The 24,392-nt window shown below is 64.4% G+C and carries 20 protein-coding genes; 12 read left to right on the forward strand and 8 right to left on the reverse strand.

Translation table 11 applies throughout. The features are described from left to right. Positions 1–4: 4 nt before the first annotated feature. Positions 5–1,042: a rod shape-determining protein gene (locus tag JF515_RS15140; RefSeq protein WP_138774288.1), complete on the reverse strand. Its 1,038-nt coding sequence runs from the start codon at positions 1,040–1,042 to the stop codon at positions 5–7. Between the two features lie 220 nt (positions 1,043–1,262). On the opposite strand from JF515_RS15140, the gene gatC reads away from it, so the two are divergent. The 7 genes from gatC to JF515_RS15175 all read left to right on the forward strand — a co-directional run bounded on the left by gatC (position 1,263) and on the right by JF515_RS15175 (position 7,574). Beyond that, a complete protein-coding gene (gene gatC / locus JF515_RS15145) occupies positions 1,263–1,550 on the forward strand; it encodes an Asp-tRNA(Asn)/Glu-tRNA(Gln) amidotransferase subunit GatC (RefSeq protein WP_203105287.1) in 288 nt (95 codons plus the stop codon). Positions 1,551–1,554: 4 nt separating this feature from the next. Then, positions 1,555–3,009 carry an Asp-tRNA(Asn)/Glu-tRNA(Gln) amidotransferase subunit GatA gene (gatA, locus tag JF515_RS15150; RefSeq protein WP_203105288.1) on the forward strand — a complete coding sequence of 485 codons (1,455 nt, stop codon included), beginning with the start codon at positions 1,555–1,557 and terminating at the stop codon, positions 3,007–3,009. Next, entirely contained in the window at positions 3,006–4,466 is a 1,461-nt protein-coding gene (gene gatB / locus JF515_RS15155; RefSeq protein ID WP_203105289.1) for an Asp-tRNA(Asn)/Glu-tRNA(Gln) amidotransferase subunit GatB, read from the forward strand. The genes gatA and gatB overlap by 4 nt, the downstream gene beginning before the upstream one ends. Continuing rightward, positions 4,463–5,269, forward strand: a complete 807-nt coding sequence (locus tag JF515_RS15160; protein WP_203105290.1) for a crotonase/enoyl-CoA hydratase family protein — start codon at positions 4,463–4,465, stop codon at positions 5,267–5,269. The genes gatB and JF515_RS15160 overlap by 4 nt, the downstream gene beginning before the upstream one ends. Positions 5,270–5,381: 112 nt before the next feature. Next, positions 5,382–5,600: a hypothetical protein gene (locus JF515_RS15165; protein ID WP_203105291.1), complete on the forward strand. Its 219-nt coding sequence runs from the start codon at positions 5,382–5,384 to the stop codon at positions 5,598–5,600. A gap of 190 nt (positions 5,601–5,790) precedes the next feature. Beyond that, positions 5,791–5,988 carry a hypothetical protein gene (locus JF515_RS15170; protein WP_203105292.1) on the forward strand — a complete coding sequence of 66 codons (198 nt, stop codon included), beginning with the start codon at positions 5,791–5,793 and terminating at the stop codon, positions 5,986–5,988. Positions 5,989–6,065: 77 nt separating this feature from the next. Further along, positions 6,066–7,574 carry an acetyl-CoA hydrolase/transferase family protein gene (locus tag JF515_RS15175; RefSeq protein ID WP_203105293.1) on the forward strand — a complete coding sequence of 503 codons (1,509 nt, stop codon included), beginning with the start codon at positions 6,066–6,068 and terminating at the stop codon, positions 7,572–7,574. 15 nt (positions 7,575–7,589) lie between these two features. Here JF515_RS15175 and JF515_RS15180 read toward each other — a convergent pair whose 3' ends face one another. The 4 genes from JF515_RS15180 to JF515_RS15195 all read right to left on the reverse strand — a co-directional run bounded on the left by JF515_RS15180 (position 7,590) and on the right by JF515_RS15195 (position 15,522). Beyond that, the gene (locus JF515_RS15180; RefSeq protein ID WP_203105294.1) at positions 7,590–9,032 is read right to left on the reverse strand and encodes a surface lipoprotein assembly modifier; all 1,443 of its coding nucleotides are present in this window, start codon (positions 9,030–9,032) and stop codon (positions 7,590–7,592) included. 159 nt (positions 9,033–9,191) lie between these two features. Next, entirely contained in the window at positions 9,192–10,007 is an 816-nt protein-coding gene (locus JF515_RS15185; RefSeq protein ID WP_203105295.1) for a Slam-dependent surface lipoprotein, read from the reverse strand. Between the two features lie 267 nt (positions 10,008–10,274). Next, positions 10,275–12,812, reverse strand: coding sequence for a PKD domain-containing protein (locus JF515_RS15190; protein ID WP_203105296.1), 2,538 nt, complete (start codon positions 12,810–12,812; stop codon positions 10,275–10,277). 124 nt (positions 12,813–12,936) lie between these two features. Further along, on the reverse strand, positions 12,937–15,522 hold the full coding sequence (locus JF515_RS15195) for a PKD domain-containing protein (protein WP_203105297.1): 2,586 nt from the start codon (positions 15,520–15,522) through the stop codon (positions 12,937–12,939). A 165-nt stretch (positions 15,523–15,687) separates the two neighbouring features. Between JF515_RS15195 and exbB the strand changes: the two genes are divergently transcribed. Genes exbB through JF515_RS15210 form a run of 3 tightly spaced genes read left to right on the forward strand, consistent with a single transcriptional unit; the run spans position 15,688 to position 18,034 of the window. After that, positions 15,688–16,599, forward strand: a complete 912-nt coding sequence (exbB, locus tag JF515_RS15200; protein ID WP_203105298.1) for a tonB-system energizer ExbB — start codon at positions 15,688–15,690, stop codon at positions 16,597–16,599. Positions 16,600–16,602: 3 nt separating this feature from the next. After that, positions 16,603–17,037, forward strand: a complete 435-nt coding sequence (gene exbD / locus JF515_RS15205) for a TonB system transport protein ExbD (RefSeq protein WP_203105299.1) — start codon at positions 16,603–16,605, stop codon at positions 17,035–17,037. Beyond that, the gene (locus JF515_RS15210) at positions 17,030–18,034 is read left to right on the forward strand and encodes an energy transducer TonB (RefSeq protein WP_203105300.1); all 1,005 of its coding nucleotides are present in this window, start codon (positions 17,030–17,032) and stop codon (positions 18,032–18,034) included. Before exbD ends, JF515_RS15210 begins: the two co-directional genes overlap by 8 nt. On the opposite strand, the gene JF515_RS15215 is transcribed toward JF515_RS15210, so the two are convergent. The 3 genes from JF515_RS15215 to JF515_RS15225 form a co-directional block, all read right to left on the reverse strand. Then, complete coding sequence (locus tag JF515_RS15215) at positions 18,018–20,765, reverse strand: TonB-dependent receptor (RefSeq protein ID WP_238401095.1); 2,748 nt, start codon at positions 20,763–20,765, stop codon at positions 18,018–18,020. The two genes, JF515_RS15210 and JF515_RS15215, sit on opposite strands and share 17 nt — an antisense overlap. A 103-nt stretch (positions 20,766–20,868) precedes the next feature. Beyond that, complete coding sequence (locus JF515_RS15220; protein ID WP_203105301.1) at positions 20,869–21,849, reverse strand: FecR family protein; 981 nt, start codon at positions 21,847–21,849, stop codon at positions 20,869–20,871. Between the two features lie 56 nt (positions 21,850–21,905). After that, positions 21,906–22,409, reverse strand: coding sequence for a sigma-70 family RNA polymerase sigma factor (locus JF515_RS15225; protein WP_203105302.1), 504 nt, complete (start codon positions 22,407–22,409; stop codon positions 21,906–21,908). 203 nt (positions 22,410–22,612) lie between these two features. Here JF515_RS15225 and JF515_RS15230 point away from each other — a divergent pair, with 203 nt between their 5' ends. Continuing rightward, complete coding sequence (locus JF515_RS15230; protein WP_203105303.1) at positions 22,613–23,419, forward strand: cyclic nucleotide-binding domain-containing protein; 807 nt, start codon at positions 22,613–22,615, stop codon at positions 23,417–23,419. Further along, on the forward strand, positions 23,416–24,324 hold the full coding sequence (locus JF515_RS15235; RefSeq protein ID WP_203105304.1) for a LysR family transcriptional regulator: 909 nt from the start codon (positions 23,416–23,418) through the stop codon (positions 24,322–24,324). The genes JF515_RS15230 and JF515_RS15235 overlap by 4 nt, the downstream gene beginning before the upstream one ends. Positions 24,325–24,392: the final 68 nt, after the last annotated feature.

The following is a 24,392-nucleotide window of genomic DNA, read 5'->3' on the forward strand; positions in this document are numbered from 1 at the left end:
GCCCTTAGCCCATGGCCAGCATGTCCAGGCCCTGCGTATCCATCAGTTCCAAGGCCTTGCCGCCGCCACGGGCCACGCAGGTGAGCGGGTCGTCGGCGATGATCACCGGCAGGCCGGTTTCCTCGGAGAGCAGCCGGTCGATGTCGCGCAGCAGCGCACCGCCACCGGTGAGCACCAGACCACGCTCGGCGATGTCGCTGGCCAACTCCGGCGGCGAGGCTTCCAGGGCGTTCTTGACCGCGTTGACGATCACCGACAACGGGTCCTTGAGCGCTTCCAGGATTTCCTCGGAATTGAGGGTGAACTGGCGCGGCACGCCCTCCGCCAGGTTACGGCCACGCACGTCGATCTCCAGGATCTCGCCGCCCGGGTAGGCGGTGCCGATCTCGTGTTTGATGCGCTCGGCGGTGGACTCGCCGATCAGGGAGCCGTATTCCTTGCGCACGAAGGCCACGATGGCCTCGTCGAAGCGGTCGCCGCCGGTGCGCACGGACTCGGAATAAACCACGCCGTTCAGGGAGATCAGGGCGATCTCGGTGGTGCCGCCACCGATGTCCACCACCATGGAGCCGCGCGCCTCTTCCACCGGCAAGCCGGCGCCGATGGCGGCCGCCACCGGTTCCTCTATGAGGTACACGTCCCGGGCACCAGCGCCAAAGGCGGAGTCCTGGATAGCGCGGCGTTCCACCTGGGTGGATTTGCACGGCACGCACACCAGTACTCGCGGCGCGGGCGGGAAGAAGCCGGTGTCATGCACTTTTTTGATGAAGTACTGCAGCATCTTCTCGGTGACGTCGAAGTCGGCGATCACGCCGTCCTTCATGGGCCGGATGGCGGTGATGTTACCCGGGGTCCGCCCCAGCATCCGCTTGGCGTCGGCGCCCACCGCCGCAACGCTCTTCTGAGCACCATGATGACGAATCGCCACCACGGAGGGCTCATCAAGGACGATGCCGCGGCCACGCACATAGATAAGGGTGTTGGCGGTGCCAAGGTCGATGGAAAGATCGGTGGAGAACATCCCCCGAATGCGCTTGATCACGGACATCCTGGCCTGTTTCCTGAGAGTTCGATAAGAAGTAGCGGGGCTGCCGGCGGGGATCGTCACGCGCCGGCAACAAGATGGCGCAACTCTAGCAACGGCGCGGGGAATCGGCAAGGAGAGCGGGCCATCCCTGCTGGCCCGGTCGTCACTTCGTATCCACAACGCCCCCCTTGATGTGGTATTTTCCCGCCTTTCCCCCGAATTCGTGGAGAACCCCATGGCCATTGACTCCCAGGTGGTCGCGCGCGTGGCCCATCTGGCCCGTTTGCAGGTGGACGACGGCGAGAGCGAGGCGCTTTCCGAGCGCCTCAACGAGATTCTCGGCATGGTCGACCAGCTCCAGCAGGCGGACGTGAGCGATGTCGAACCCCTGGCCCACCCGCTGGAAGTGAGCCAGCCCCTGCGCGACGACCGGGTCACCGAACCGGACGTGCGCGACAAGGTCCTGCCCATCGCCCCCGCCAGCGAGGAAGGCTGTTTCCTGGTACCCCGGGTGATCGAGTAATCCAATGCATGACAAGACACTGACCGAATTGAGAGCCGGCTTGCAGGCGAAGGATTTTTCCGCCCGTGAGCTGACCGAGCACTTCCTGGGCCGTATCCAGGCCCGCGACGGCGAGCTGAACAGCTTCGTCACCGTCACCGGCGAGCAGGCTCTGGCCCAGGCGGACGCCGCCGACCAGGCCATCGCCGCCGGCGACCAGCGCCTGCTCACCGGCCTGCCCATCGCCCACAAGGATATTTTCTGCACCGAGGGCGTACGCACCAGCTGCGGCTCGCGGATGCTGGACAACTTCATCGCGCCCTATACCGCCACCGTGGTGGACAACATGGCCCGGGAAGGCGCCATCATGCTGGGTAAGACCAATATGGACGAGTTCGCCATGGGCTCCTCCAACGAAACCAGCTTCTACGGCCCGGTGCGCAACCCCTGGGACACCGAACGGGTACCCGGCGGCTCCTCCGGCGGCGCCGCGGCCTGCCTGGCGGCGCGGCTGGCCCCCGGCGCCACCGGCACCGACACCGGCGGCTCGATCCGCCAGCCGGCGGCGCTGAATGGCGTCACCGGCCTCAAGCCCACCTATGGTCGCGTATCCCGCTGGGGCATGATCGCCTTCGCTTCCAGCCTGGATCAGGCCGGCCCGCTGGGCCTCAGCGCCGCCGACTGCGCGCTGATGTTGCAGGCCATGGCCGGCCATGACGATAAGGACTCCACCTGCCTCAACGAACCGGTGGACGATTACCTGGGCGCCCTGGAGCAAAACCTGGACGGCCTGCGCATCGGCGTGCCGGAGGAATTCTTCCCGGACAACCTGGACGGCGCGATCGCCGACAATGCCCGCGACGCCATGCGCGAACTGGAAAAACAGGGTGCCAAACTGGTCAAGGTGTCACTGCCCAGCATCAAGCTGTCGGTACCGGCCTACTACGTGATCGCCCCGGCGGAAGCCAGCTCCAACCTGTCCCGTTTCGACGGCGTGCGCTTCGGCTATCGCTGCGAGGCCCCGAAGGATCTGGAGGACCTGTACAAGCGCTCTCGCTCCGAAGGCTTCGGCGCGGAAGTGAAGCGCCGCATCCTGGTGGGCACCTATGCGCTGTCCGCCGGCTACTACGACGCCTACTACAAGCGCGCCCAGCAAGTGCGCCGGCTGATCCGCGACGACTTCGCCCGTGCCTTCAAGGAAGTGGATGTGCTGATGGGTCCCACCAGCCCGGAAACCGCCTTCAAACTGGGCGCCAAGGCCGACGACCCGGTCAACATGTACATGGCGGACGTGTTCACCATCGCCGTGAACCTGGCCGGCCTGCCGGCGCTGTCCATGCCCAGCGGCTTTGTCGACGGGCTGCCCGCCGGCACCCAGGTGATCGGCAACTACTTCCAGGAAGGCCGCATCCTGAACGTGGCGCACCGCTACCAGATGGCCACCGACTGGCACCAACGGATCCCGGGAGCGTTTCAATGAGTTCCTCTTTGCACAATGGCTGGGAAGTGGTGATCGGGCTGGAGGTGCATGTGCAGCTGGCCACCCGCTCGAAAATCTTTTCCGGCGCCAGCACCGCCACCGGCGACGCTCCCAACAGCCACGCCAGCCTGATTGATCTGGGCATGCCCGGCACCCTGCCGGTGGTCAACAAGGAAGCGATCCGCAACGCGGTACGCTTCGGCCTGGCGATCAACGCGGACATCGGCCGCCGCTCGGTGTTCGAGCGGAAAAATTATTTTTATCCGGATCTGCCCAAGGGCTATCAGACCACGCAGTTGGCGGAGCCCATCGTCGGCGCCGGCGAAGTGGTCATCCAGCTTGAGGACGGCCGCGAAAAAACCGTGCGCATCCACCACGCGCACCTGGAAGAAGACGCCGGCAAATCGCTGCACGAGGACTTCCATGGCCAGACCGGCATCGACCTGAACCGGGCCGGCACGCCACTCATCGAGATCGTCTCCGAACCGGACATGGGCAACGCCGAGGAAGCGGTGGCCTTTGCCCGCAAGCTGCACGCCATCGTCACCTCCCTGGGCGTGTGCGACGGCGACATGTCCCAAGGCAACATGCGTTTCGACGTGAACATCTCCGTGCGCCGCCCGGGCGAGCCGCTGGGCACCCGCACCGAAACCAAGAACCTGAACTCCTTCCGCTTCATGGAAAAAGCCATCAAGCTGGAAGTGGAACGCCAGATCGACGTGCTCGAGGACGGCGGCAAAATCGTTCAGGAAACCCGGCTCTATAACGGTGAAACCAATACCGCGCGTTCCATGCGCACCAAGGAAGACGCCAACGACTACCGCTACTTCCCCTGCCCGGACCTGTTGCCGGTGCTGGTCAGCGAGGAAGAGATCGACACCCTTCGCGCCGAGTTGCCGGAACTGCCGGACGCCCGCCAGGCCCGCTACGTGGAGCAGTACCAGCTGTCCGATTACGACGCCGGCCTGCTGTCCGGCTCCATCGCCACGGCGCGCTACTTCGAAGCGGCGGCGCAACACGGCGGCGACGCCAAGCTGGCCGCCAACTGGGTGATGGGCGAACTGGCCGCCAGGCTCAACAGCGAGGACAAGGACATCGCCGACAGCCCGGTCAGCGCCGAACAGCTCGGCCAGCTGATCCTGCGTCTCAAGGACGGCACCATCAGCTCCAAGATCGCCAAGCAGGTGTTCGAGGCCTGCTGGAACGGCGAAGGCGACCCGGACGCCATCATCGAGGCCAAGGGCCTCAAGCAGATGAGCGACACCGGTGAGCTGGAGAAGATCGTCGACCAGGTAATCGCCGACAGCCCCGCCCAGGTGGAGGACTACCGCAGCGCCGACGACGCCAAACGCAAAAAGAAAATCGGCTACTTCGTCGGCCAGGTGATGAAAGCCACCCAGGGCAAGGCCAACCCGCAGCAGGTGAATCAGCTGCTCCAGCAGAAGCTCGCCCCATGAACATGGCCCGCGTCACGCTCACGGTCGAGGACCACATCGCCACCGTCACCCTGAACCGGCCGGACAAATACAACGGCCTGGACCTGCAAACCCTGGAGGAGCTGGTGAACACCGCCCGCGCCATCCGCAAGAACCGGGACGTGCGGGTGGTGATCCTGCGTGGCGCGGGCAAGGCGTTCTGCGCCGGCCTGGATTTCGCCACCGTCACCAAGACGCCGCTGAAAATGCTGCTGGCGTTCACCAAATTCGGCGTCAGGAAAACCAACCTGTTCCAGAAAGCCTGCTGGGCCTGGCGGGAACTGCCGGTGCCGGTGATCGCCGAGCTGCATGGCTACTGCTATGGCGGCGGCCTGCAACTGGCCCTGGCCGCGGACTTCCGCGTCGCCACGCCGGACTGCGAACTGTCGGTGATGGAAATCAAATGGGGTCTGATCCCGGACATGACCGGCACCGTCACGCTGCGCGAGCTGGTACCCCTGGACGTGGCCAAGGAACTGGCCATGACCGGCCGCCGTTTCGACGCCACCGAAGCCAAGCAACTCAACCTGGTGACCCGCGTCGCCGACGACCCACGCGCCGAAAGCCTGGCCCTGGCCCGCGCCCTGCTGGAACGCTCCCCGGACGCGATCAGCGCCACCAAGGCCTTGTTCCAGCGCACCTGGAACCAGTCCGAGGACCAGGCCTTCCACGAGGAATCCCGGCTGCAGTTCAAGCTGCTGCGCGGCAAGAACCAGGGCGAAGCCATGGCCGCCAACTTCAAGAAACGGGCGCCTGATTTCACGAATCGTCAACGGAATTACTGAATCAGGCCCCCTGACATGGAACTTCACCCGGCTACGCAAACATATGGAAGCGCCAAGAGACCATCTGTATCCATCGGGATGAACCGGCGAAACGGAGAGGAGCGTATCAACAATGAAATTCGCCATTGCTTATGCCCTGGCCTGCTCGCTTCTATGCGTCACCACGGCCAGCAGGGCGGACGGCGGCGCCCGGGTCTCTTCGGGTCGAGTCGATATAGAGCGAGCCACGGCCTCGCTGCAACGGGCTTCGACACGCTCCACCGGCGCGCCTTTATTTCATCTTTCCAACTGGTCAGAAAAGTATCGCTGCCCGGTGGAAGCATCCTTGTGACGCCATGGCGCCAGAGCATCCCGCCAAACCGGCACCGTTACCCTGCGCGAGCTGCTCCGCGGCAAGAACCAGGGGCAGCCATGGCCGCCAATTTCAAGAAACCGGCGCCTGATATTTCCGCAATCGGCAACGGGATTATTGACCGTCAACCCGGCTATTTGGCCGTATTTACCAATAACGGCCAACTCTCATGTCTCCCTACCAGCGTCAGCGGCACGTTTTGGCGGCCCTCCAGCAACTGGGCACGTCCGCCAGCCTCCCCGAAATCCTTCAATGCTTGCCCGAGGGCTTCGCGGAGTGCTCGGTGCGCTGGCTGGCCGGCCTGGGCGTGACCCGGGAGGAATATCAGCGCCGGCGTGATCGCCAGACGGAACCGCCCTCCCCCTGAGCCGGCCCCGAATCCGTTTCCCGTGTGGTAGACTCCCCCCGGATTTTTGTATCTTATTCCCGCCCGGAGTCGTCGCCATGAGCGCCCAACGTATTCTTTGCCCCCGACTGCGCCAACGCATCATGGACGCCGACGCGGCGGCGGCGTTGATTCCCGCCGGGGCCAACGTGGGCATGAGCGGCTTTACCGGCGCCGGCTATCCCAAGGCGGTACCGCAGGCTCTGGCGGCGCGGATGCGCGCGCACCACAACCATGGCGAAGCCGACCGCATCAGCATCTGGACCGGTGCCTCCACCGCGCCGGAACTGGACGGCGCCCTGGCCGAGGTGGACGGCATTGAACTGCGACTGCCCTACCAAAGCGACCCGGTATGCCGGCAAAAGATCAACGAAGGGCGGATGGAATACATCGACATTCATCTGTCCCACGTAGCCCCCTACGCCTGGGCCGGTTTCTTCGGCAAACTGGACGTGGCGGTGATCGAGGTGGCCGGCATCACCGAACAGGGGGCGTTGATTCCCTCCTCGTCCATCGGCAACAACAAGACCTGGATCGACCTGGCCGACCGGGTAATCCTGGAAGTGAACCACGGCCAGAGCGCCGGCCTGGACGGCATGCACGACGTCTACTATGGCACCGCCCTGCCCCCGCACCGCCAGCCGATTCCACTCACCGGCCCGCAGCAACGCATCGGCGAACGCTACCTGCATTGCCCGCCGGAAAAGATCATCGCCGTGGTGGAAACCAACGCCCCGGACCGCAACTCCCGCTTCAGCGAACCGGATGAGGCATCGCGCCGCATCGCCGGCCACCTGCTGGAATTCTTCAGCCGCGAAGTGGACGCCGGCCGCCTGCCGGCGAACCTTCTGCCACTGCAATCCGGCGTCGGCAACATCGCCAACGCGGTGCTCGCCGGCCTGGCCGACGGCCCCTTCGAGAACCTCACCGCCTACACCGAGGTGCTCCAGGACGGCATGCTCTCACTGCTCAAAAGCGGCAAGCTGGCTTCGGCTTCCGCCACCGCCTTTTCTCTGAGCCCGGACGCCAACCGCGACCTCGCCGAACACATCGACTTCTACCGCGACCGCATCGTCCTGCGCCCCCAGGAAATCAGTAATCATCCGGAAGTGATCCGCCGCCTCGGCGTGATCGCCATGAACGGCATGATCGAGGCGGACCTCTACGGCAACGTCAACTCCACCCATGTGATGGGCACGCGCATCATGAACGGCATCGGCGGCTCCGGGGACTTCGCCCGCAACGGCTACCTGTCCGTGTTCATGACGCCGTCCACCGCCAAGGACGGCGCCATCTCCGCCATCGTGCCGATGGTCTCCCACGTGGACCACACCGAACACGACGTGCAGATCGTGGTCACCGAACAGGGCCTGGCCGACCTGCGCGGCCTGCCGCCCCGGGAACGGGCGCGCCGCATCATCGAGCACTGCGCCCACCCGGACTTCCGCCCGCGCCTGCTCGACTACTTCGAGCGCGCCAGCGCCAGCGGCCGTGGCCTGCACACCCCCCACCTGCTGAGCGAAGCACTGAGCTGGCACGAACGCTACGAACAGACCGGCCGCATGTAAGCGCTGGAGTGCCCGCTAGAAACGCCACTCGAATTTCAGACTGGCGGCGTTTTCCTCGTAGCTGTACAGCCAGTCCACGTTGCTGCGCACCCGGGTGTGCTCCAGATTCAGGCTCGGCACCAGGCCGGCCACGGACAGACGTGGAAAGCTGAACATGGCGATATAGCGTCGCTCCCGATCCTCACGACGCTCGCCCAAAAGAGCACTGTAGGCGTCGTAGTGTTTCTCGCGCAGAGAGGCGAACATGGTGCTTTCCACCAGCGGAAACGATCTTGAGACACCAAGACGCAGGCCATATTGCTCATAGGAACTAAGCGCTTCCTCCGTGTTCCGGTCCACGCCATCGAGACCGCCGAACAGGGTCCATCCTCCATTGAGCCGGTGCCAGGCGGTGGCATACAGATTATTCATGTCGCCATCAAAGCGGGAATAGACCTCCCGATAGCGCATGCGCTTATGGCTGGCCTCGAACTTGAACGCGGTACGCGGCGATAAATAGTGCATCCATTCCGCACGCGCCCCCCAGGCGTCATACAGCCCATCATTACCGTAACGGGCATGCTCGAACGACGGCGCCAGGCTGTACACATCATTGACGTCACGAAACCGGTAGCCAGCACTGGCGTTGATGGTGTCCTGGTTGTAAATGCTGTAATCCCGATAGCGATCGCCATAGGCCAGCCCACGGAAATACAAGCCATGATGGCCGGGCAGGAACACGTCCTTCTCCAGGCTCATTTCATAGGTCAGGGTTTCGGTACTGATCGCTTCCGGAGCCGTGCGGCTCACGTAGCACAAGCCCTCGGCGAACCAGATCAGGCAGGTTTCGCTTTCTGAACTCTGGTTGACGTTGTCACTGTAACCCGGCCCCACGGCTATGCGCCCCTGCCAGCTACGGCGTTCCTTTAACGCCTGCAGGAAATTCTCCAGCGTGCTTCTTACCCCAGCGGTTTTCCGTTGATCCGGAACCCCTTCGACCTGGGCAAGAATGTCACGGAAACGGGTTTCGGCTTCACGATTCTTCTGGTTCTCGAACAACACCCGGGCCAGCTCCAACCGGCCCGGCAGGAAGGTGTCGTTCAACGCCAACAAGGAGCGAAACTCTTGCTCCGCCCGATCCAGATCACCGCGTAATCGGGCCAACTTGCCTTCCGCATAGTGCAACAGGATAGGGTCCGGATTTTCCAGCTCACGATAAGCATCAAGAAAGCGCACGGCCGCCGACCAGTTACGACTACGCAGCGCCACGTACAAGGCCCTGCCCAAATCGTTCCGGTTGCGGCGCACCTGGTATTCCTCGCCATTGATGATCAGATTCGGCAGCGCTTCGTCCTTGGCCCGCTCATCGCGCAACAGTTCCTGCTCCCGCTGCCGTGCCGAACGCTCGATATCCTGCTGCAGACGCAGTTCGGTGTCCTGGTCAGCGATGACGACATTCTGGGATATACCGAAAGCCAAAAAAATCAAGAAAAGAAGATGAGCATATCGGTAGGGAACACGGAATAACGCGAAGAAGCGCATGGAGGAAAGCTCGCGGAAAATAGCAGGAAAATGAAAGGAACCGGGCGGCGGCTAACGCCGTGCCCGGCTCAAAATCAAGCGGAGGAACACCACGGATCAGGGAATGATCGCGCCGCGCTCGCCGCCGAAGGAGGTGTCGTACTCAGCGTGGTCTTCAAAGGTGGCCATGCCCGCCAGGAACTCGGCTTGGTTACCATAGAACTCGCCTTTACTCAGGCCATTGGCCAAGGTGGAGTCGTTACTAGGGGCATATGCCCGTGAAGTACCGTCAAACGAACTTCCGGAAATCTCGGCGTTTACACTGATACCGAAATCACGGCTGGTGTTTGTAAGCTGCCCCTGGACACTGCCCGGCCCCCCCCCAAAGTCCACGTTGATTTCACCGCTCAGGTGATCCCCAGCCGCGGCAAATTGGTTCAGGCCGTTTACACTGTAAGTGGCGGACCCGGACGAAGGCATGGACACGCTTTCCTTATCACCGATGTAGAACACGGACCGGTCACTGAATCCTGAAGGGCCACCCCATGACCACTCCCCGTACCAAACGTCATCGCTGATATCACCCACCCCGACAAGGGTAAAGTAACCCAGCCCGGTGTGATCGGGATCCGGCCCGGTACCTCTCATGTCGAGCTGCCGGGCGACTTCACCATAATCCAAAGCCTGGCCGGTCGGGTCCATGCTCGCCAGGAACCGGATATCCACGATCTGGCTTTGCGTCATCCCGCCAGCATCCAGACCAATACCAGAGAGATTCGGTTGGTGTGGCCCCCAGGGTCCACCGGACTTGCCGACCGCGATATAGGTGCCATCGCTGACATCACCCTCGAAGGGGGCAGCCTGAACCCCCCCGGTCATGGAAATCGAAAGCACAGCGGCGCCGAGGACGGACTTCATGATTTTCTCTTTCATCACTCAAACTCCTTGATCAATGAAATGTTTTGGAAAGTGGCCGAAGGTGGGGTCATCCCTGTTCCTTCCGTAGCCCAGCTCCGGCCGCCGGGGCGGCCCCGGCAAGAACACAAATGATTTGCGTTCTCATATAAATAACGAGAGCGGCGACAAAATTTTTCATGTTTTTTTCGATCAATCGAAAAAAGCGGTCTCCTTCACATTTTGGCGGCCCCAAAAAAAACGCCGGACTCAAAGCCCGGCGTTCTAAGAGCGGAAAATGAAAAGCTAGCCGCCAATAGAGATCATCCAGCCCGCCCTTTCCTGTATACGGAAGGAGCCGTGTATGTTCGCCTCTCGCAAACGAGCGGCGACAGCCTCCCTACCATCCTGACTAGTCGGCTCTGATTCACCTGAAATTGCTAATCGATAAACAATATCAATGGACTCTCCCTGTGGGATGACATAACCCTCCGTTATCGCTCTGCCGCTGGTCAGATCATAAAACTCGGGAACATAGTTCGGATTGTCGGAATTGGTGGCCACATCCACCAGGGTGTAATCACCACCAAAGGCGGTTAAACGGAAAGTTTCACGGTTGATCAAGCCCTCATTCCATTGCTGCAAATCCGATGATCGCCAAACCTGCTCATCAACCCATGGAAAGGTGGCTTGCAGAGCCCCATCAATGGGGTTTCCATCCCGGTAGTATGTTGTCGGTATTTCTAGCAAAAGCCCCGGATAGTTTTCTCTAAGAACGGCATGCACGGTGGCAGTGAAGGGTCCGGCAAACTCACTACCATCATAGACCTGATACTGGAAAACATAGGTGCCGGGCTCGGTTGGCCCTAATCGTAATTCCGGACAGGGCCACTCGGTACGGGCGGCAACACGGCCAAGATAGTCCTGAAGATTCTCGCCGCCCAAACGATTCCAGGTCTCCAGACAACCCAATCCGCCGTAACTGTTATATTCCCAGCGATTAACCGACGGACCATCCACCAGAGACCAGAGGTGGCTCAAGGGGTCTCCGTCAGGATCGTAACTGTCGGCGACCAGGGCGAAATAATCGTTCCTGAAAAAAGGACCATCGCCACCGGAGTTGCTCCGTTGGCCGACAATCGCAAACGGCTGCTCCTCGCTGTAATCGGGTTGCGTGAAAGTACGGGCCTCACCCGCCATATGGCTCGCCGCTTTTGAGATACGGGTCAGAGGTATGTTATTCGCGGCCTTCGCCATCAACACGACCTCGGTCGCCAGCGATGACCAACCGTGTTCATCAGTAACCACCAATCGCACCCGGTAAGGCCCAGCCTGATCAGGGACCAGCGTGGGGAAAGCGGTATTTCTGCCCTGAAGCACGGTCTGGCTGGCGTCGGGGCGATCAAGAAGTGTCCACTGGTAATCAAGCCGGTTATCATCCGGGTCAGTGCTACCTTCTCCGTCAAACGTGACCCTCACACCAACCAGCACGGTGGATGCACCCGAGATCGCCGCGGAGGCCGAAGGGGGCCGGTTGGCACCCAACCTGGCGGTAAAGGTTTCCGTCGCTGAATCGCTGGCTTCACCGTCGGAGACCGTGAGCCGAACCTGATAACTCCCGTCCACCGTCGGCGTGAAACCCGGCCAGCAGGTGCTACTCACACAACTATCCAGGCTGCTGTTTGATCCGGCGTCAAATCCACTCGGCGCGGAAACCAGTTCCCATTTATAGGTCAGAGCATCACCATCAATGTCATAGGAACTGCCACCGCTGGTATTCACCGATGCCCCCCGCTCCGCCTCCCAGGTCGCGTTGTAGGAGGGGGCGATCACCGCGACCGGCGGCGTGTTCGGTTCATCTTCCGGCGCCGCCACATTCACCTGAAACGGGCGGGTACAGGTTCTTGAAATGCCGTTGTAAACGCATAGTTCAAGGCGGTAGTAAGCCCTCGCCGCCGAATCCACCACGAAGCGGGCCTGGGCTTGCTTCTCGCTGCCATTGAGAAACTCGCCGCTGGCACCGGCGGGGAGACTGGTAAAGCGCCAACGGTATTGGAGTTCACCACCATTGGGATCCTCGCTGGGTGAGCCATCCACGGTGGCGATCTCGCCACGCAGAACGGTTTCGTCCAGCGGCGCGATGGCTGCTACCGGCGGCGCCTTTTCCTCGACGATATGAATGTTCACCGTGGCCGGCTGGCTGGCCTTGTCACCGTAGCGCACTACCAGTTCGGCCTGATACTCGCCGACTTCATCGGCGGTGAAGCGCGGATAGATCTGGCTGCCATCGTCCAGTTCCGCCGCGCTCCCGTCCGGTTTTTGCGTCAGGGTCCAGTCATAAACCAGCTGGCTGGCGTCGCCGCCGTCCGGCGGCAGGCTGCGCGAGCCGTCCAGTTGCACGGTGCCCAGGATCCAGTTGATCTCGTTGGGCACCACCGCCAGCGGGTTGGGGTTGAGGGCGGTGACGGTGACGCGGCTGGACGAGCCGTCGCCGCTGTCGGCGGTCCCGTCGTTGACCACCAGCTGGATCACGTAGGTGCCGGGCAGATCCGGGATGAAGCTGGCCTGGGCGGTGTCGGCGCCGTCCAGGGTGGCTTCGCTGCCGTCCGGGCGGCTCAGGAAGCGCCATTGCCAGGTGGTAATGTCGCCGTTGGGCGAGGTGCTCTCGCCGCCGTCCAGGTGAACGGTGCCTTCGGCGGCGTTGACCTCGGTGGTGTCGGCGCTGGCGCGGGCCTGGGGGCGGTCCACGGCGTCACCGCCGCCTCCACCACCACCACCGCCGCCACAGGCGGCAAGCACCAGCAATAAGCAAAACAGGGATATCGGTCTGATCAGCAGGGCCATAAGGGGAGTCTCCCAAAGAAAGCGTCGCACCCGATTGAGGGTGATTCTCATTTACAGCCCTATAACGATCGAGAGCCGGGTATTTTTCAGGAGCATGGCCCGACGCTGAAAAAAGGAGAAAGGCTTAATAACCTTCGATTGTTACCGTCCAGCCCGGCCTCTCCTGCACACTGAAGCTGCCCCGGATATCGGCGGACCGCAAACGTTGCAGCATCTGAATGGCTTCACTAACGCTGGAAGGTGGCGTCTCCCCCGTAATCTCCACTTTATAGACAAGCTCCACGGTTTCCCCCTCGGCGATGAGATAGCCATTACCCACGGTTTCACCGGTGGCCGTATCCAGTAACAAGGAACTGTAATTCATGTTCTCGGACCCGGTTTCCACGTTCATCAGCGTGTAGTCACCGCCGAAGGCGGTGAGCCGGAAACGTTGCACTTCGATTTCCGGGCCTTTCCAGGGGTAGACGTGCGAAATAACAAACCCATTGCCTATGGTAAGCGGGAAAAACGTCTGCACATCAACACTGGACGGCTCCGCCGCTAGATTTTTTGAAGGGACTTCCATCAGCAACGTCGGGTAATTCGCCCGCTCCACGGCATGTACCGTGGCCGTGAACGGTCCGGCGAACTCACTGCCATCGTAGACCTGATACTCGAAGACATAGACGCCCGGCTCGGTGGGCGACAAGGCGGGCTTTGAACAGGGCCATTCCGTGTACGCCTCAATACGTTCCCTGAAGGCCTGCCAGGTCTCCTCGCTCACCGGCGTCCAGGCTTCCACACAAGTATTATCGCCAAAGACGCCATCCATACCGGAGGACCCGTTTACCTGCATCCGATTGCCCGCCGGCGCGCTGACCAGGGTCCAGAGGTGACTGAGCGTATCGCCGTCCGGATCGGTGCTGTCCGCTTCCAGTTTGAATCGGTCGGCCCGGAACTCGTTTCGGTCACCCTCAAGCCACTGGTTCGTGATGACGAAGGGTTGCGCCGCATCGTAGTGTGGATGTTGCGGCCCCGGGTTGGCGCGATTCTCATAGTCGGCAATGCCCGCGGTGGCTTTGTATATCCGGGTGATGGGCGCGTTGTTTTCGGTTTTGGCAAGCACCGTGACTTCGTACAGGCTGTTACCCGGTACATAGTTGCTGGTGGCCCCATGTTCATCGGTGACCACCAGGGATACCACATAGGCCCCGGCCCGATCCGGGGTCAGGGTCGGTAAGGCGGTGTTGGGACGTTGCAGTTGCGCCTGACTGTCGTCGGGGCGCTGGATAATGGTCCATTGATAGCTCAGACGGTTGTCATCCGGATCGGAACTGTCTTCTCCGTCCAGCGTCACCGGGTTCCCCACCAGGGTGGTGGGCGTGCCGCCGGCGATGGCCGCCCGGGCGGAGGGTTCCCGGTTAGCGCCCAGGCGGGCGGTGAAGGTTTCCGTGGTGGTGTCGCTGGCTTGCCCGTCGGAAACCGTCAGTTGCACGGTGTAGTCGCCATCCACCGTGGGGGTGAACGTGGCCGGGCAATAGGTAGCGGAACAGTAGCTGCTCGGTTCCAGGCCATTGGCGCTTTCCGGGTCGAAGCCGCTCGGGTAATCGGTGAATTCCCACTCATGGGTGAGGGCGTCGCCGTCCACGTCGTAGGCACCGCTGCTCACGGTGACCTCCGCGCCGCGTTCCGCTTCGAAGGTATCGCCGTTGCCCGGGTTGATCTCCGCCACCGGCGCGGTGTTGTCGCCCCCGGTGGCCGGGGCCGCCTCGATACGGGTGTCGGTGCAGTTGCGCGAAGTGCCGTCGAACACGCACAACTCCACGTTGTAACGGCCGGTGCCATAGGCGGAATCCGCCACGAAGGTGGTCTCCGCGCCGTCGGTGCTGCTGAGTTCGGCACTGGAACCCCGTGGCCGGTTCTGGATAAAGCGCCAGCGGTACTGAAGGCTGTCGCCATCGGCGTCCTCGCTGCCGCTGCCATCCAGGGTTACCGTGTCGCCTCGGGTGACATCGCTGGGCGCGTCGATGCGCGCCACCGGAATGGCGTTGGCCTCCACGATATTGATGTTCACGGTGTCCGGCTGACTCACCTTATCGCCATAGCGCACCACCAACCGGGCTTGGTAGACGCCGACTTCATCGGCGGTGAAGCGCGGATAGATCTGGCTGCCATCGTCCAGTTCCGCCGCGCTCCCATCCGGCTTTTGCGTCAGGGTCCAGTCATAAACCAGCTGGCCGGCGTCACCGCCGTCCGGCGGCAGGCTGCGCGAGCCGTCCAGTTGCACGGTGCCCAGGATCCAGTTGATTTCGTTGGGTACCACCGCCAGCGGGTTGGGGTTGAGGGCGGTGACGGTGACGCGGCTGGACGAGCCATCACCGCTGTCGGCGGTGCCGTCGTTGACCACCAGTTGGATCACGTAGGTGCCGGGCAGGTCCGGGGTGAAGCTGGCCTGGGCGGTGTCGGCACCGTCCAGGGCGGCTTCGCTGCCCTCCGGGCGGCTCAGGAAGCGCCATTGCCAGGTGGTGATGTCGCCGTTGGGCGAGGTGCTCTCGCCGCCATCCAGGTGCACGGTGCCTTCGGCGGCGTTCACCTCGGTGGTGTCGGCGCTGGCGCGGGCCTGGGGGCGGTCCACGGCGTCGCCGCCGCCTCCGCCACCACCGCCGCCGCCACAGGCGGCGAGCACCAACAATAAGCAAAACAGGGATATCGGTCTGATCAGCAGGGCCATAGGGGGAGTCTCCCAAAGAAAGCGTCGCACCCGATTGAGGGTGATTCTCATTTACAGCCCTATAACGATCGAGAGGCGGGTATTTTTCAGGGCCGTGGCCCGGCGCTGAAAAATCCCGGCGCGGCCTTCGTTATTAGGGTGGATGCATCACCTTGGGAAGAACGCATGTTGCAACGAAGTCTGGTGCGGCGCGGTGTCGCGCTGTTCGCTTTTCTGTTTTTGCTGATCGGGGCGCCCGCCGGCGCCCAGCCGGCCCCGACGAGCGACGAACCGACGACCGTGACGACCGCCAATGACGCAGCCGGCGGCGACGCTGGCGAGCCGACCGCCGCCCCGGCGCCGGCGGAGAACGCCCAGGCAACGGCGCCTCCAGCCAGGACCGGCGCCGACACCCTGCCCCATGATCTGACGCCGCTGGGCATGTTCCGGCAGGCGGACTGGGTGGTGAAGGCAGTGATGATCGGCCTGCTGATGGCCTCGCTGATTACCTGGATCGTGCTGGTGGCCAAGAGCCGGGAGCTGGCGCTGCTGACCCGCCGCCAGAAGCGCGCGCTGGAGGCGCTGGCCGGGGCGCCGAGCCTGGAGGCGGCGGAGATCGAGCCGCGCGCGGACGGCGCCTTCGTGGCAGCGGCGCGGGAGGAGTGGCGTCTGTCCAGCGGCGCCCTGGACGACCGAGAAGGCCTCAAGGAAAGAGTGGCGGCCAGCCTGGAGCGGCTGGCGGCGGCCAGTGGCCGCCGCGCCAGCCGGGGCACCGGGGTGCTGGCCACCATCGGCGCCACGGCGCCGTTCGTGGGCCTGTTCGGTACCGTGTGGGGGATCATGAACAGCTTCATCGGCATCTCCCAGGCCAACACCACCAATCTGGCGGTGGTGGCGCCGGGGATCGCCGAGGCGCTGCTGGCCACGGCCCTGGGGCTGGTGGCGGCGATTCCGGCGGTGGTGATCTACAACCACTTCGCTCGCCGCATCCAGGCATACCGTGCCTTGGTGGGCGACACCACGGCGGCGGTGCTACGACTGGTGTCCCGGGATCTGAGCCGCCAGCGTCGTGGCCTGGCGGCGGTGGCCGGGGGCTGAGCCATGGGCATGCGCATCGACCAGGACGACGAACTGGCGGAAAACCACGAGATCAACGTCACCCCGTTCATCGACGTGATGCTGGTGTTGCTGATCATTTTCATGGTGGCGGCGCCGCTGGCCACGGTGGACATCAAGGTGGACCTGCCGGCGGCCAGCGCCCCCCCGGAGGAGCGACCGGACGATCCGCTCTATCTGACCCTGGCCGAGGACCACACCCTGACCCTGGGCGAGACCCCGGTGGCCGACGGTGGCCTGGCGGCGGCGCTGGCGGCGGCCAGCGGTGGCCGCGAAGACCCGAGAATTTTCCTGCGCGCGGACAGCCGGGTGGATTACCAAACCCTGATGGGCACCCTGGATCGCCTGCGCGAAGCCGGCTATCTGAAGGTGGCCCTGGTGGCCCGGGAAGGCCCGGGCGGGAGCGCCGGCGATGAATGACCTGAGCCGGCCGGGGCCGGCGCTCAAGCCAGTGGCCCCTCTGGACCTGCCGCCCAGCCTGATGCTGGGCGCCGGCCTGGGGCAGCGCGGCCTGGACGCGGATACCCGCCGCTGGCTGAGTTCCGCGCTGCTGGTAACACTGGTGTACACGGCGCCGCTGGGCTGGTGGCTGTGGCGGGCACCGCCGCCGGCGATGGACAGCGCCCCGCCGGCGGCCATGGTGGTGGAACTGGCGCCGCTGGCCAGCTCCCCGGCCACTCCCACGGAACTGCCACCGGGCCCTGAAAGCCAGGCCAACCAGGCATCCCGGGCGGCGCCCCCGGAACCGCGACCGGAACCGGAGCCCGAACCGGCCCCGCCGGAACCGGTCACGCCCCCTACCCCTGCCCCGGAGCCTCCGGTCCATGCCGAACCGGAGGTGGCGCTGCCCGAACCGGAGCCTCAGCCGGAGAGGGAGGAGCCTCAGCCGGAGAGGAAAGAGCCTCAGCCGGAGAGGAAAGAGCCTCAGCCGGAGCAAGAAAAACCTCAGCCCGAATCGGAGCCGCAACCGACCGAACAAGCGGCACAACCGCCCTCCCCTGAAAAAGCATCCCGGGACGCCATGGCCTCAACCGCCAGCGCGCCGCCGGATGCCGCCCGGCAATCGGAGCAGGCGGCGGCGCCCCGCCAGGGCATGCAGCGCCCGATGGCCGATCTCAACCAGGTGCCAAGCTGGCGCGACGCCCTGCTGCGCCGACTCGCCGAGGCCAAGCGCTATCCTTCACGGGCGCAGCGATTACGCCAGGAAGGTGTCAGCTATCTTCGTTTCGAGACCAACATGGAAGGCCGGGTACTGGCCGCCAGCATCACCCGTGGTTCCGGCTACGAACTGCTGGACAGGGAAACCCTGGCGCTGATCCACCGCATCGAACCGCTGCCGCGCCCGCCCAAGGAACTGGCCGGGCAACGGCTGGAGTTCGTGGTGCCAGTGGAATTCTTCCTCAGTAACTCACGGTGACACCGAGCCGGGCGGTGCGGCCCGGCGCCGGCACCATGCCCAGGCTCAGGGCGTCCAGGTAATACTCGTCGGTGACATTGTCCACGTTGAAATCCACGGACAGGGTGTCGTTGGGCGTCCAGGTCACGAACGCATCCAGGATCGAATATTTGTGCCAGGGAATCGGGCGCGCGAAGCGACCGGCGGTTTGGTCGTTGTATTCCGGCACCCGGTTGCGGGCGCCCATCCAGGTGTTGCGCGCGCCCACTTCCAGAGTACGGTCGAACAGGCGGAAGCCGAGGGTGGCGTTGGCCTGCCATTTGGGTGGAATCATGTTGTTGATGTAGCTGCTCGCCACCCCGTAGTCGGTGCAGCGCTGGCGGCGGTAGCTGCCTTCATGGCACAGCTCGATGTCGTTGTAGCGGGTGCCGCCAAGTTCGGTGTAGACCCAGCCCAGATCGTATTCCAGCGACATCTCCAAGCCGTGGAATTCCACGCTTTCCAGGTTCTGGATGCGGAACAGGGCGCCATTCTGCCCGATGCTGGTGTCGTCCCAGGTGTTGGGGATGGTACGGGTGATGTAGTCCTCGGTGCGGTTCTCGAAGTACGCCAGTTTGAAACGCAGCGCGTCGCCGCCGGCGAACAGGTCGTCCTTGAGGATGTTCATGCCCACCTCCTTGTTCTTGGCGCGCTCCGGCTTGATGCGCTGGCCAGGCACCGCCGCCACGGAAAAGCCGGTGGTGGTCTCGAACAGGCTCGGCATGCGCAAGGCCTCGGAATACTTGGCGAAGAACTGCAGCCCGCGCAGCGGCTCCCACAACAGGCTGGCCATGGGGGCCGAGCCGGAACCGCTGAAATCGTTGTACAGCGGGTCGCATTCCCCGTCGCCGTCACCGTCCACGCAGAAGTCGCTGTCCGGGTCATTGACCTCGGTGGGCCGGCGGTCGCCGGAGTCGTAGCGGGTATAGCGGATGCCGGCGTCCAGGGTGAGGGTGGGCACGAAGGTCCACTTCATGGCCAGGAAGCCGCTGGTTTCCTCGCGCTCTCCGTCGCGCAGGCCGAAGCCGTTGCCGTCCTCATCCCGCTTGGGTTCCACGTCCTCGCGCTGCCAGGCGAGCCCGTAGCGGAACTGCAGGTCGCCCAGGCTCGGTATCGAGGTGGTGTTGCTCACGTCGCCGCCCCAGCGCTGATAGATCTCGGTCCCGGGCCGTCCGTTGAGCAGTTCCAGCATTTCGTCGGAGTAGCTGTTGTTGCGGCTTTCGGTATCGGTATGCCAGAGGCGGGAATCCAGATCCAGCCAGTCATTATCGAACGGCTGCCACTGGTAGCGCGCGGTGTAGGTGTTGGCGGTGACCCGGGAGGCCCGGGTCTGCTTGATGCGGCCCAGCCACAGCAGCTCCGAGGGCATCAGCTCTCCATATTCGCTGTCGTAACGCAGGTAGCTGAGATCCAGGGTGTGTTCATCGCTGGGGTAAAGTCGCGTCTTGAGCAGCACGGACTCGCTTTCAAAGTGGGTATTCACCACCTCCTCGCCACCACGAACCCGCGAGGCGCCGTCCACCTCCGGCCGGATCTCGGTATAGAAGCCCCGGTCGATGCGGTCGGACAAATCCAGGGTCGGCGTGGGGCCGTGCTCACCGGCGAAGTAGTTGCCCTGGCGGCGCTGGGCATAGGCGGCCACCAGGTCGGCACCGGCCAGGCGCCGGGTCACCGCCAGGCTGCCGGCATGGCCGTCGAAGTCCAGCAAGCCGGGGCGGTCCATGGAGCCGTCCGGCGGGTAGGCGTTATCCAGGTTATAGAGCCCGTCGCACAGGGTGCTGCCCGGCTGACAGTCGGTGCGGTAATGGGAGGGCGTGCCCAGACCGCCCACGTTGTAGCCCGCCTGGGTACCAATGGGCGCCGGTGAACCGCTATTGTTGCCCACCAGGCTGCCGCGCAGGCGCAGCCCCCAGTCGTTGCCGGGCTTGGCGATGTCGTCGGCGTTCAGGGTGTGCATGCTCACCAGACCACCGATGGCGCCGGTGCCGCTGGCGCCCATGGTCGGGCCCTTGTCGATTTCCACGCCGCCAATCAGGTCCGGGTCTATGTAGCTGCGGCTGGTGACGCCGGCATAGCCCCGGTAGACGGTGGTTTCCTGGCGGGCGCCATCCACCAGCACCGGCACCCGGCCCTGGCCCTGCATGCCGCGAATGTTGATGTTGAGCCCACCGCTGTTGCGGTTCTCCGCCACCAGCACGCCGGTGGTGCCCTTGAACATATCGCCCACGGAAAGGCCCCGGAAGCGCTCGATGTCCTTCTTGCCAATGTAGGCGGAAGAACCGGCGGTGGCGTAGGGGCGATCCGCGGCGGCGGCCTGGCGGGGGGCATCGCCCTGCACCTTCACCGCCGGCAGCATCTGGGCGTCGCCCAGCGCCACCGGCCCGCGCACCACCACCGTGCGGCCGGCGCCGAAATACCAGCTCAGGCCGGTGCCGGCCAGCAACAGGTCAAGGGCCGAGGACACCGGCAGATCACCGCTTACCGGATGGGACCGCTGGCCGCTCAGATCGGCCGCGTCGGCGGAGACCTGATAGCCGGACTGGCGGGAAAAGCTGTCCAGGGCGGCGGGCAGGGGCTGGGCCGGGATGTCGAACCGGGCCTGGCCGGCGTCCTCCTGGGCGCGGGCGCCCGCCGTCAGCAGCAGAAAAAAAGCCAATAGCCAGACCAGCGCGGAGCGGAGTCCGCGCCCTGGCAGGAAAAAGGTTGGTGTCATGCTCCCGTGTCTCCGGACGTACCGTGAATGCGACGCATTTCGCGACGAGTACCGGAACAACGAACGAGGCGGGGCGTTTTTTCAGGGGCGGGTGTAATCGCGATTACAGAACGATGCGCAGCAGGGGCGTAATGCGCAAAACCCGGCCACCATGGGGCTGAACCATGGCGCCCAAGGCGGCATCGATGTCGGTGAGGTCATAGCTGCCGGTGACGCGGCGGGCGGCCAGGTCGCCGTCGGCGATCAGGATGTAGCCGGGGGCGTAACGCTCCAGGGTGGCGGCCAAATCCGCCAGGGTCCGGTCCTGGACGAACAGACGTCCCTGGCGCCAGGTGGCGACCCGGTCCGGCGGCAACCGGTAGCGACGGGCCGCGCCGTCACGGGTCAGGGCCAGTTGGTCGCCGGCCAGCAGGCGGTGCTCGCCCTCCCGGTAACGCACCGCCACCTCGCCGTCGCTGACCGCCACCGCGTAGCCCTGATCGTCGGCGCGCACATTGAAAGCGGTGCCGATATCCCTGGCCTGCATATCCCCGGCCTGGACCAGGAAGGGGCGCCGGTCGGCGGCCACCTCGAAGAAGGCTTCGCCCTCCAGCAGGCGCACCCGGCGGCGGTCGTCACTGAAATCCGTCGCCAGGGCACTGTCCGCGCCCAGCACCACCTGGCTGCCGTCGCTCAGCGTCAGCGCCAGGGTGTCCCCCACCGGCGTGCGGTAATCCGCCTGCCAGTACCGCCAGGCGGCGGGCAGCACCGCCAGCAGCAGGCAGGCGGCCAGCGCGGTGCCGGCCAGGCGCGCCATGGGTGGGTAGCGGCGGGCGGCGGCGGGCGGCGACGGGTCGGCGGGCCACAGGTCCGGTTCCGACGGTGCCTCGCCGATCAGCTCCCAGGCGCCACGCACCCGCCGCCAGGCGCCGCGGTGCTCGTCATCGGCGTCCAGCCAGGCATCCAGCTCACGGCGCAGGGCGCGGTTGTCGGGGTCCGCCTCGAGACGCAGCATCCAGTCCGTGGCACGGCGCAACAGCGCGGCATCGGGCCGCGGCGGCATCCCGTCTTCACGGGCGGAGGTGCGCTTTTCGGAAGTTTCCATCTCAGATCCGGACAGGCTGGGCTTCGCGGCGCGAAACCGGGCTCGGGCTCCTCACCCTACTCCAGGGACGCGGCGACGTGCACCACCGCGTTGCGAACCAGGCGGTGCGCGGTGGCCGTGGATACGTCCAGCCGCCGCGCGATTTCCGACAAAGTATAGCCTCCGACCCGGTGCATTTCGATGGCGACCCGTTCGCGCTCGGGCAGCTCGTCGAGCACCGCGACCAGTCTCTCGATCCGGTCATGCTGCAGCAGCGTCTGCTCCGGGCTGCTTTCCGCCCGGGGCTTGAGCCACTCCACGGTTTCCTCGTTCTGGTGGCGGCTCTCCATGGCCGAACGGCGCGTCAGGTCGATGGCCAGATTGCGCACGATACGATACAGATAAGCGATGCCGGAGGTGCTTGGCGTGGAAACCCCGCCACCATCGGGCACGAAACGCAGGAAGGCATCCTGAACCACGTCCTCGGCGCGGGCCCGGCAGCCGGTGATGGAGGTGACATAATCCACCAGGGCGGCCCGGTGATCCAGATAGGCATTGAGCTTGCTATCGGCGTATTTCACGTTACCACCCGATCCATGCGCGCCCCTCTTTGCAAACACCGGCGTTGCGAACACCGGTCTGAAAATGCCGGCGGATGCCGGCAGCCCATCAATCTAAACGGAAATCATTCTCATTTCAATGCGTACTGTTGCGGATTCATCAAGGTGGCACAATGTCTGCTTAGGGTCTGTTCACGCTACGACGCAGTAGAAGGCAGTACGCCATGATTCCCCTGGGTGAACCCATTGACGGACTCACCGGCCTGGCCCGTCAGTACAAACAGCTAGGCCATGAGTTGATGCAGGGCCTGCGCACCACCGCCACCACCCTGCCCCTGGCCGCCGGTCGCGATGCGCGAGACCAGGGCTGGCGCCCGGACCGGCTCTACGTGGTGCGTGGCGGCACGCTGCTGGCCCGCTACCGGGACCGCCGCCTGTTGCTGTGGGACGAAGGCGACGTGATCCTGCCGGACCCGGAAAACGCTCTGGTCCATCAGAGCGACGGCGCGGTGCTGCTGGCCGGCTACGACTACCCGGCGGTGCTCGACGAACTGCTCGCCGAGCCGGCACGGGCGCGCCGTTGGAGCGAGCTACTGATCACCCGCCAGGCCCTGTTCCTGCGGCTGCTGGCCGCGCGGATCCCCGAGGATGCCCACGCCCGCTCACACTTCGCCTACTTCCACCCCGGTGACGACATCATTCGCCAGGGCGAGCCGGCGGACGGCGTTTTCAATCTGTTCGAAGGGCAGGCGGAGGTGCTGGTGGACAACGTGGTGGTGGGCTGCGTGGGCGCCGGCGAAGTGCTCGGCGCCATCGCCATGCTCACCGGCGCGCCGCGCGGCGCCACCGTGCGTGCGCGCAGCCGTTGCGCGGCGGTAAAGGTTCCGGCGGATCAGTTCCGGTCACTGATCCGCTCCAACCCGTCCATGATCCTGGGATTGTTGACCGACATGGCGCGTCAGATCACCGACCTGAATGGTCAGGTGGTGGCCTTGAACGCACCGCCCCCGGCGGCCTGGAGCACATCATGAACCTGGCCGGTTCCGATCTGAATCTGTTGCGGGTGTTCTTCGCCGTGGTCGAGGCGAACGGGGTCGCCAACGCCCAGGCGATTCTCAACAAGGACTCCTCGACCATCAGCCGGGCGCTGTCGCAACTCGAACAAAGGCTCAACGTACGGCTGTGCGAACGCGGCCGGCAGGGGTTCCGGCTGACACCGGAAGGCGCCACCGTTCACCGTCAGGCGCAGCGCCTGTTCACCTCCCTGCGCGGCTTCGAGCAAACCGTGGAGAGCCTGCAAAGTGTCGCCACTGGCCGCCTGAAACTGGGCATCATCGACAATATCATCACCGACCCGGCCTGCCCGCTCCTGCCCGCCCTGAGACGCTTCCAGGCGCCGGACCGGGACCGGGTGAAGCTGAATCTGGAAGTGCTGGCGCCGGAAGAAATGGAACGGCAACTCCAGGACAAACGGCTCGACCTGGCCATCGGCATCTTCGAAAGTCCCAACGAGCATCTGCATTACCAGCCGCTGTACCGGGAAACCGACTACCTTTACGCCGCGCCGGACCACCCGGCGGCGGTCGACGTCGACCGCCCCGACATTGCCCTTGCCTGCTCGCGCATCGTCTCGCGCCGGTTCCTGCGCGAGCAGGAGCTGGCGCTGCTGAACCAGACGGACCGGGAAGGCATCACCTTCACCGCCAGCCTGGAAGCGGTGGCGGCGTTGATTCTGTCCGGCGCCTACGTGGGATTCCTGCCCGGCCACTACGCCCGGCGCTGGGTCGCCGACGGCGAGCTGGTACGTCTCGACCCGCGCCGCTACCAGCGCGACACGACACTGCAACTGGCCACCCATCCGGACAGCCTGGAGCGCCCGATCATCAAGGACTTCACCGGTCGACTGCTGGCCGGTGAGCCGCCGGCGCGCACGTAAACGTGCGCGATCCGTCATGTTAGGCCCGGCGACGCACCCATAAGCTGGAAACACATTGACCGACGCAA

This window comes from Alloalcanivorax marinus, assembly GCF_016785095.1.
Classification (GTDB): domain Bacteria; phylum Pseudomonadota; class Gammaproteobacteria; order Pseudomonadales; family Alcanivoracaceae; genus Alloalcanivorax; species Alloalcanivorax marinus_A.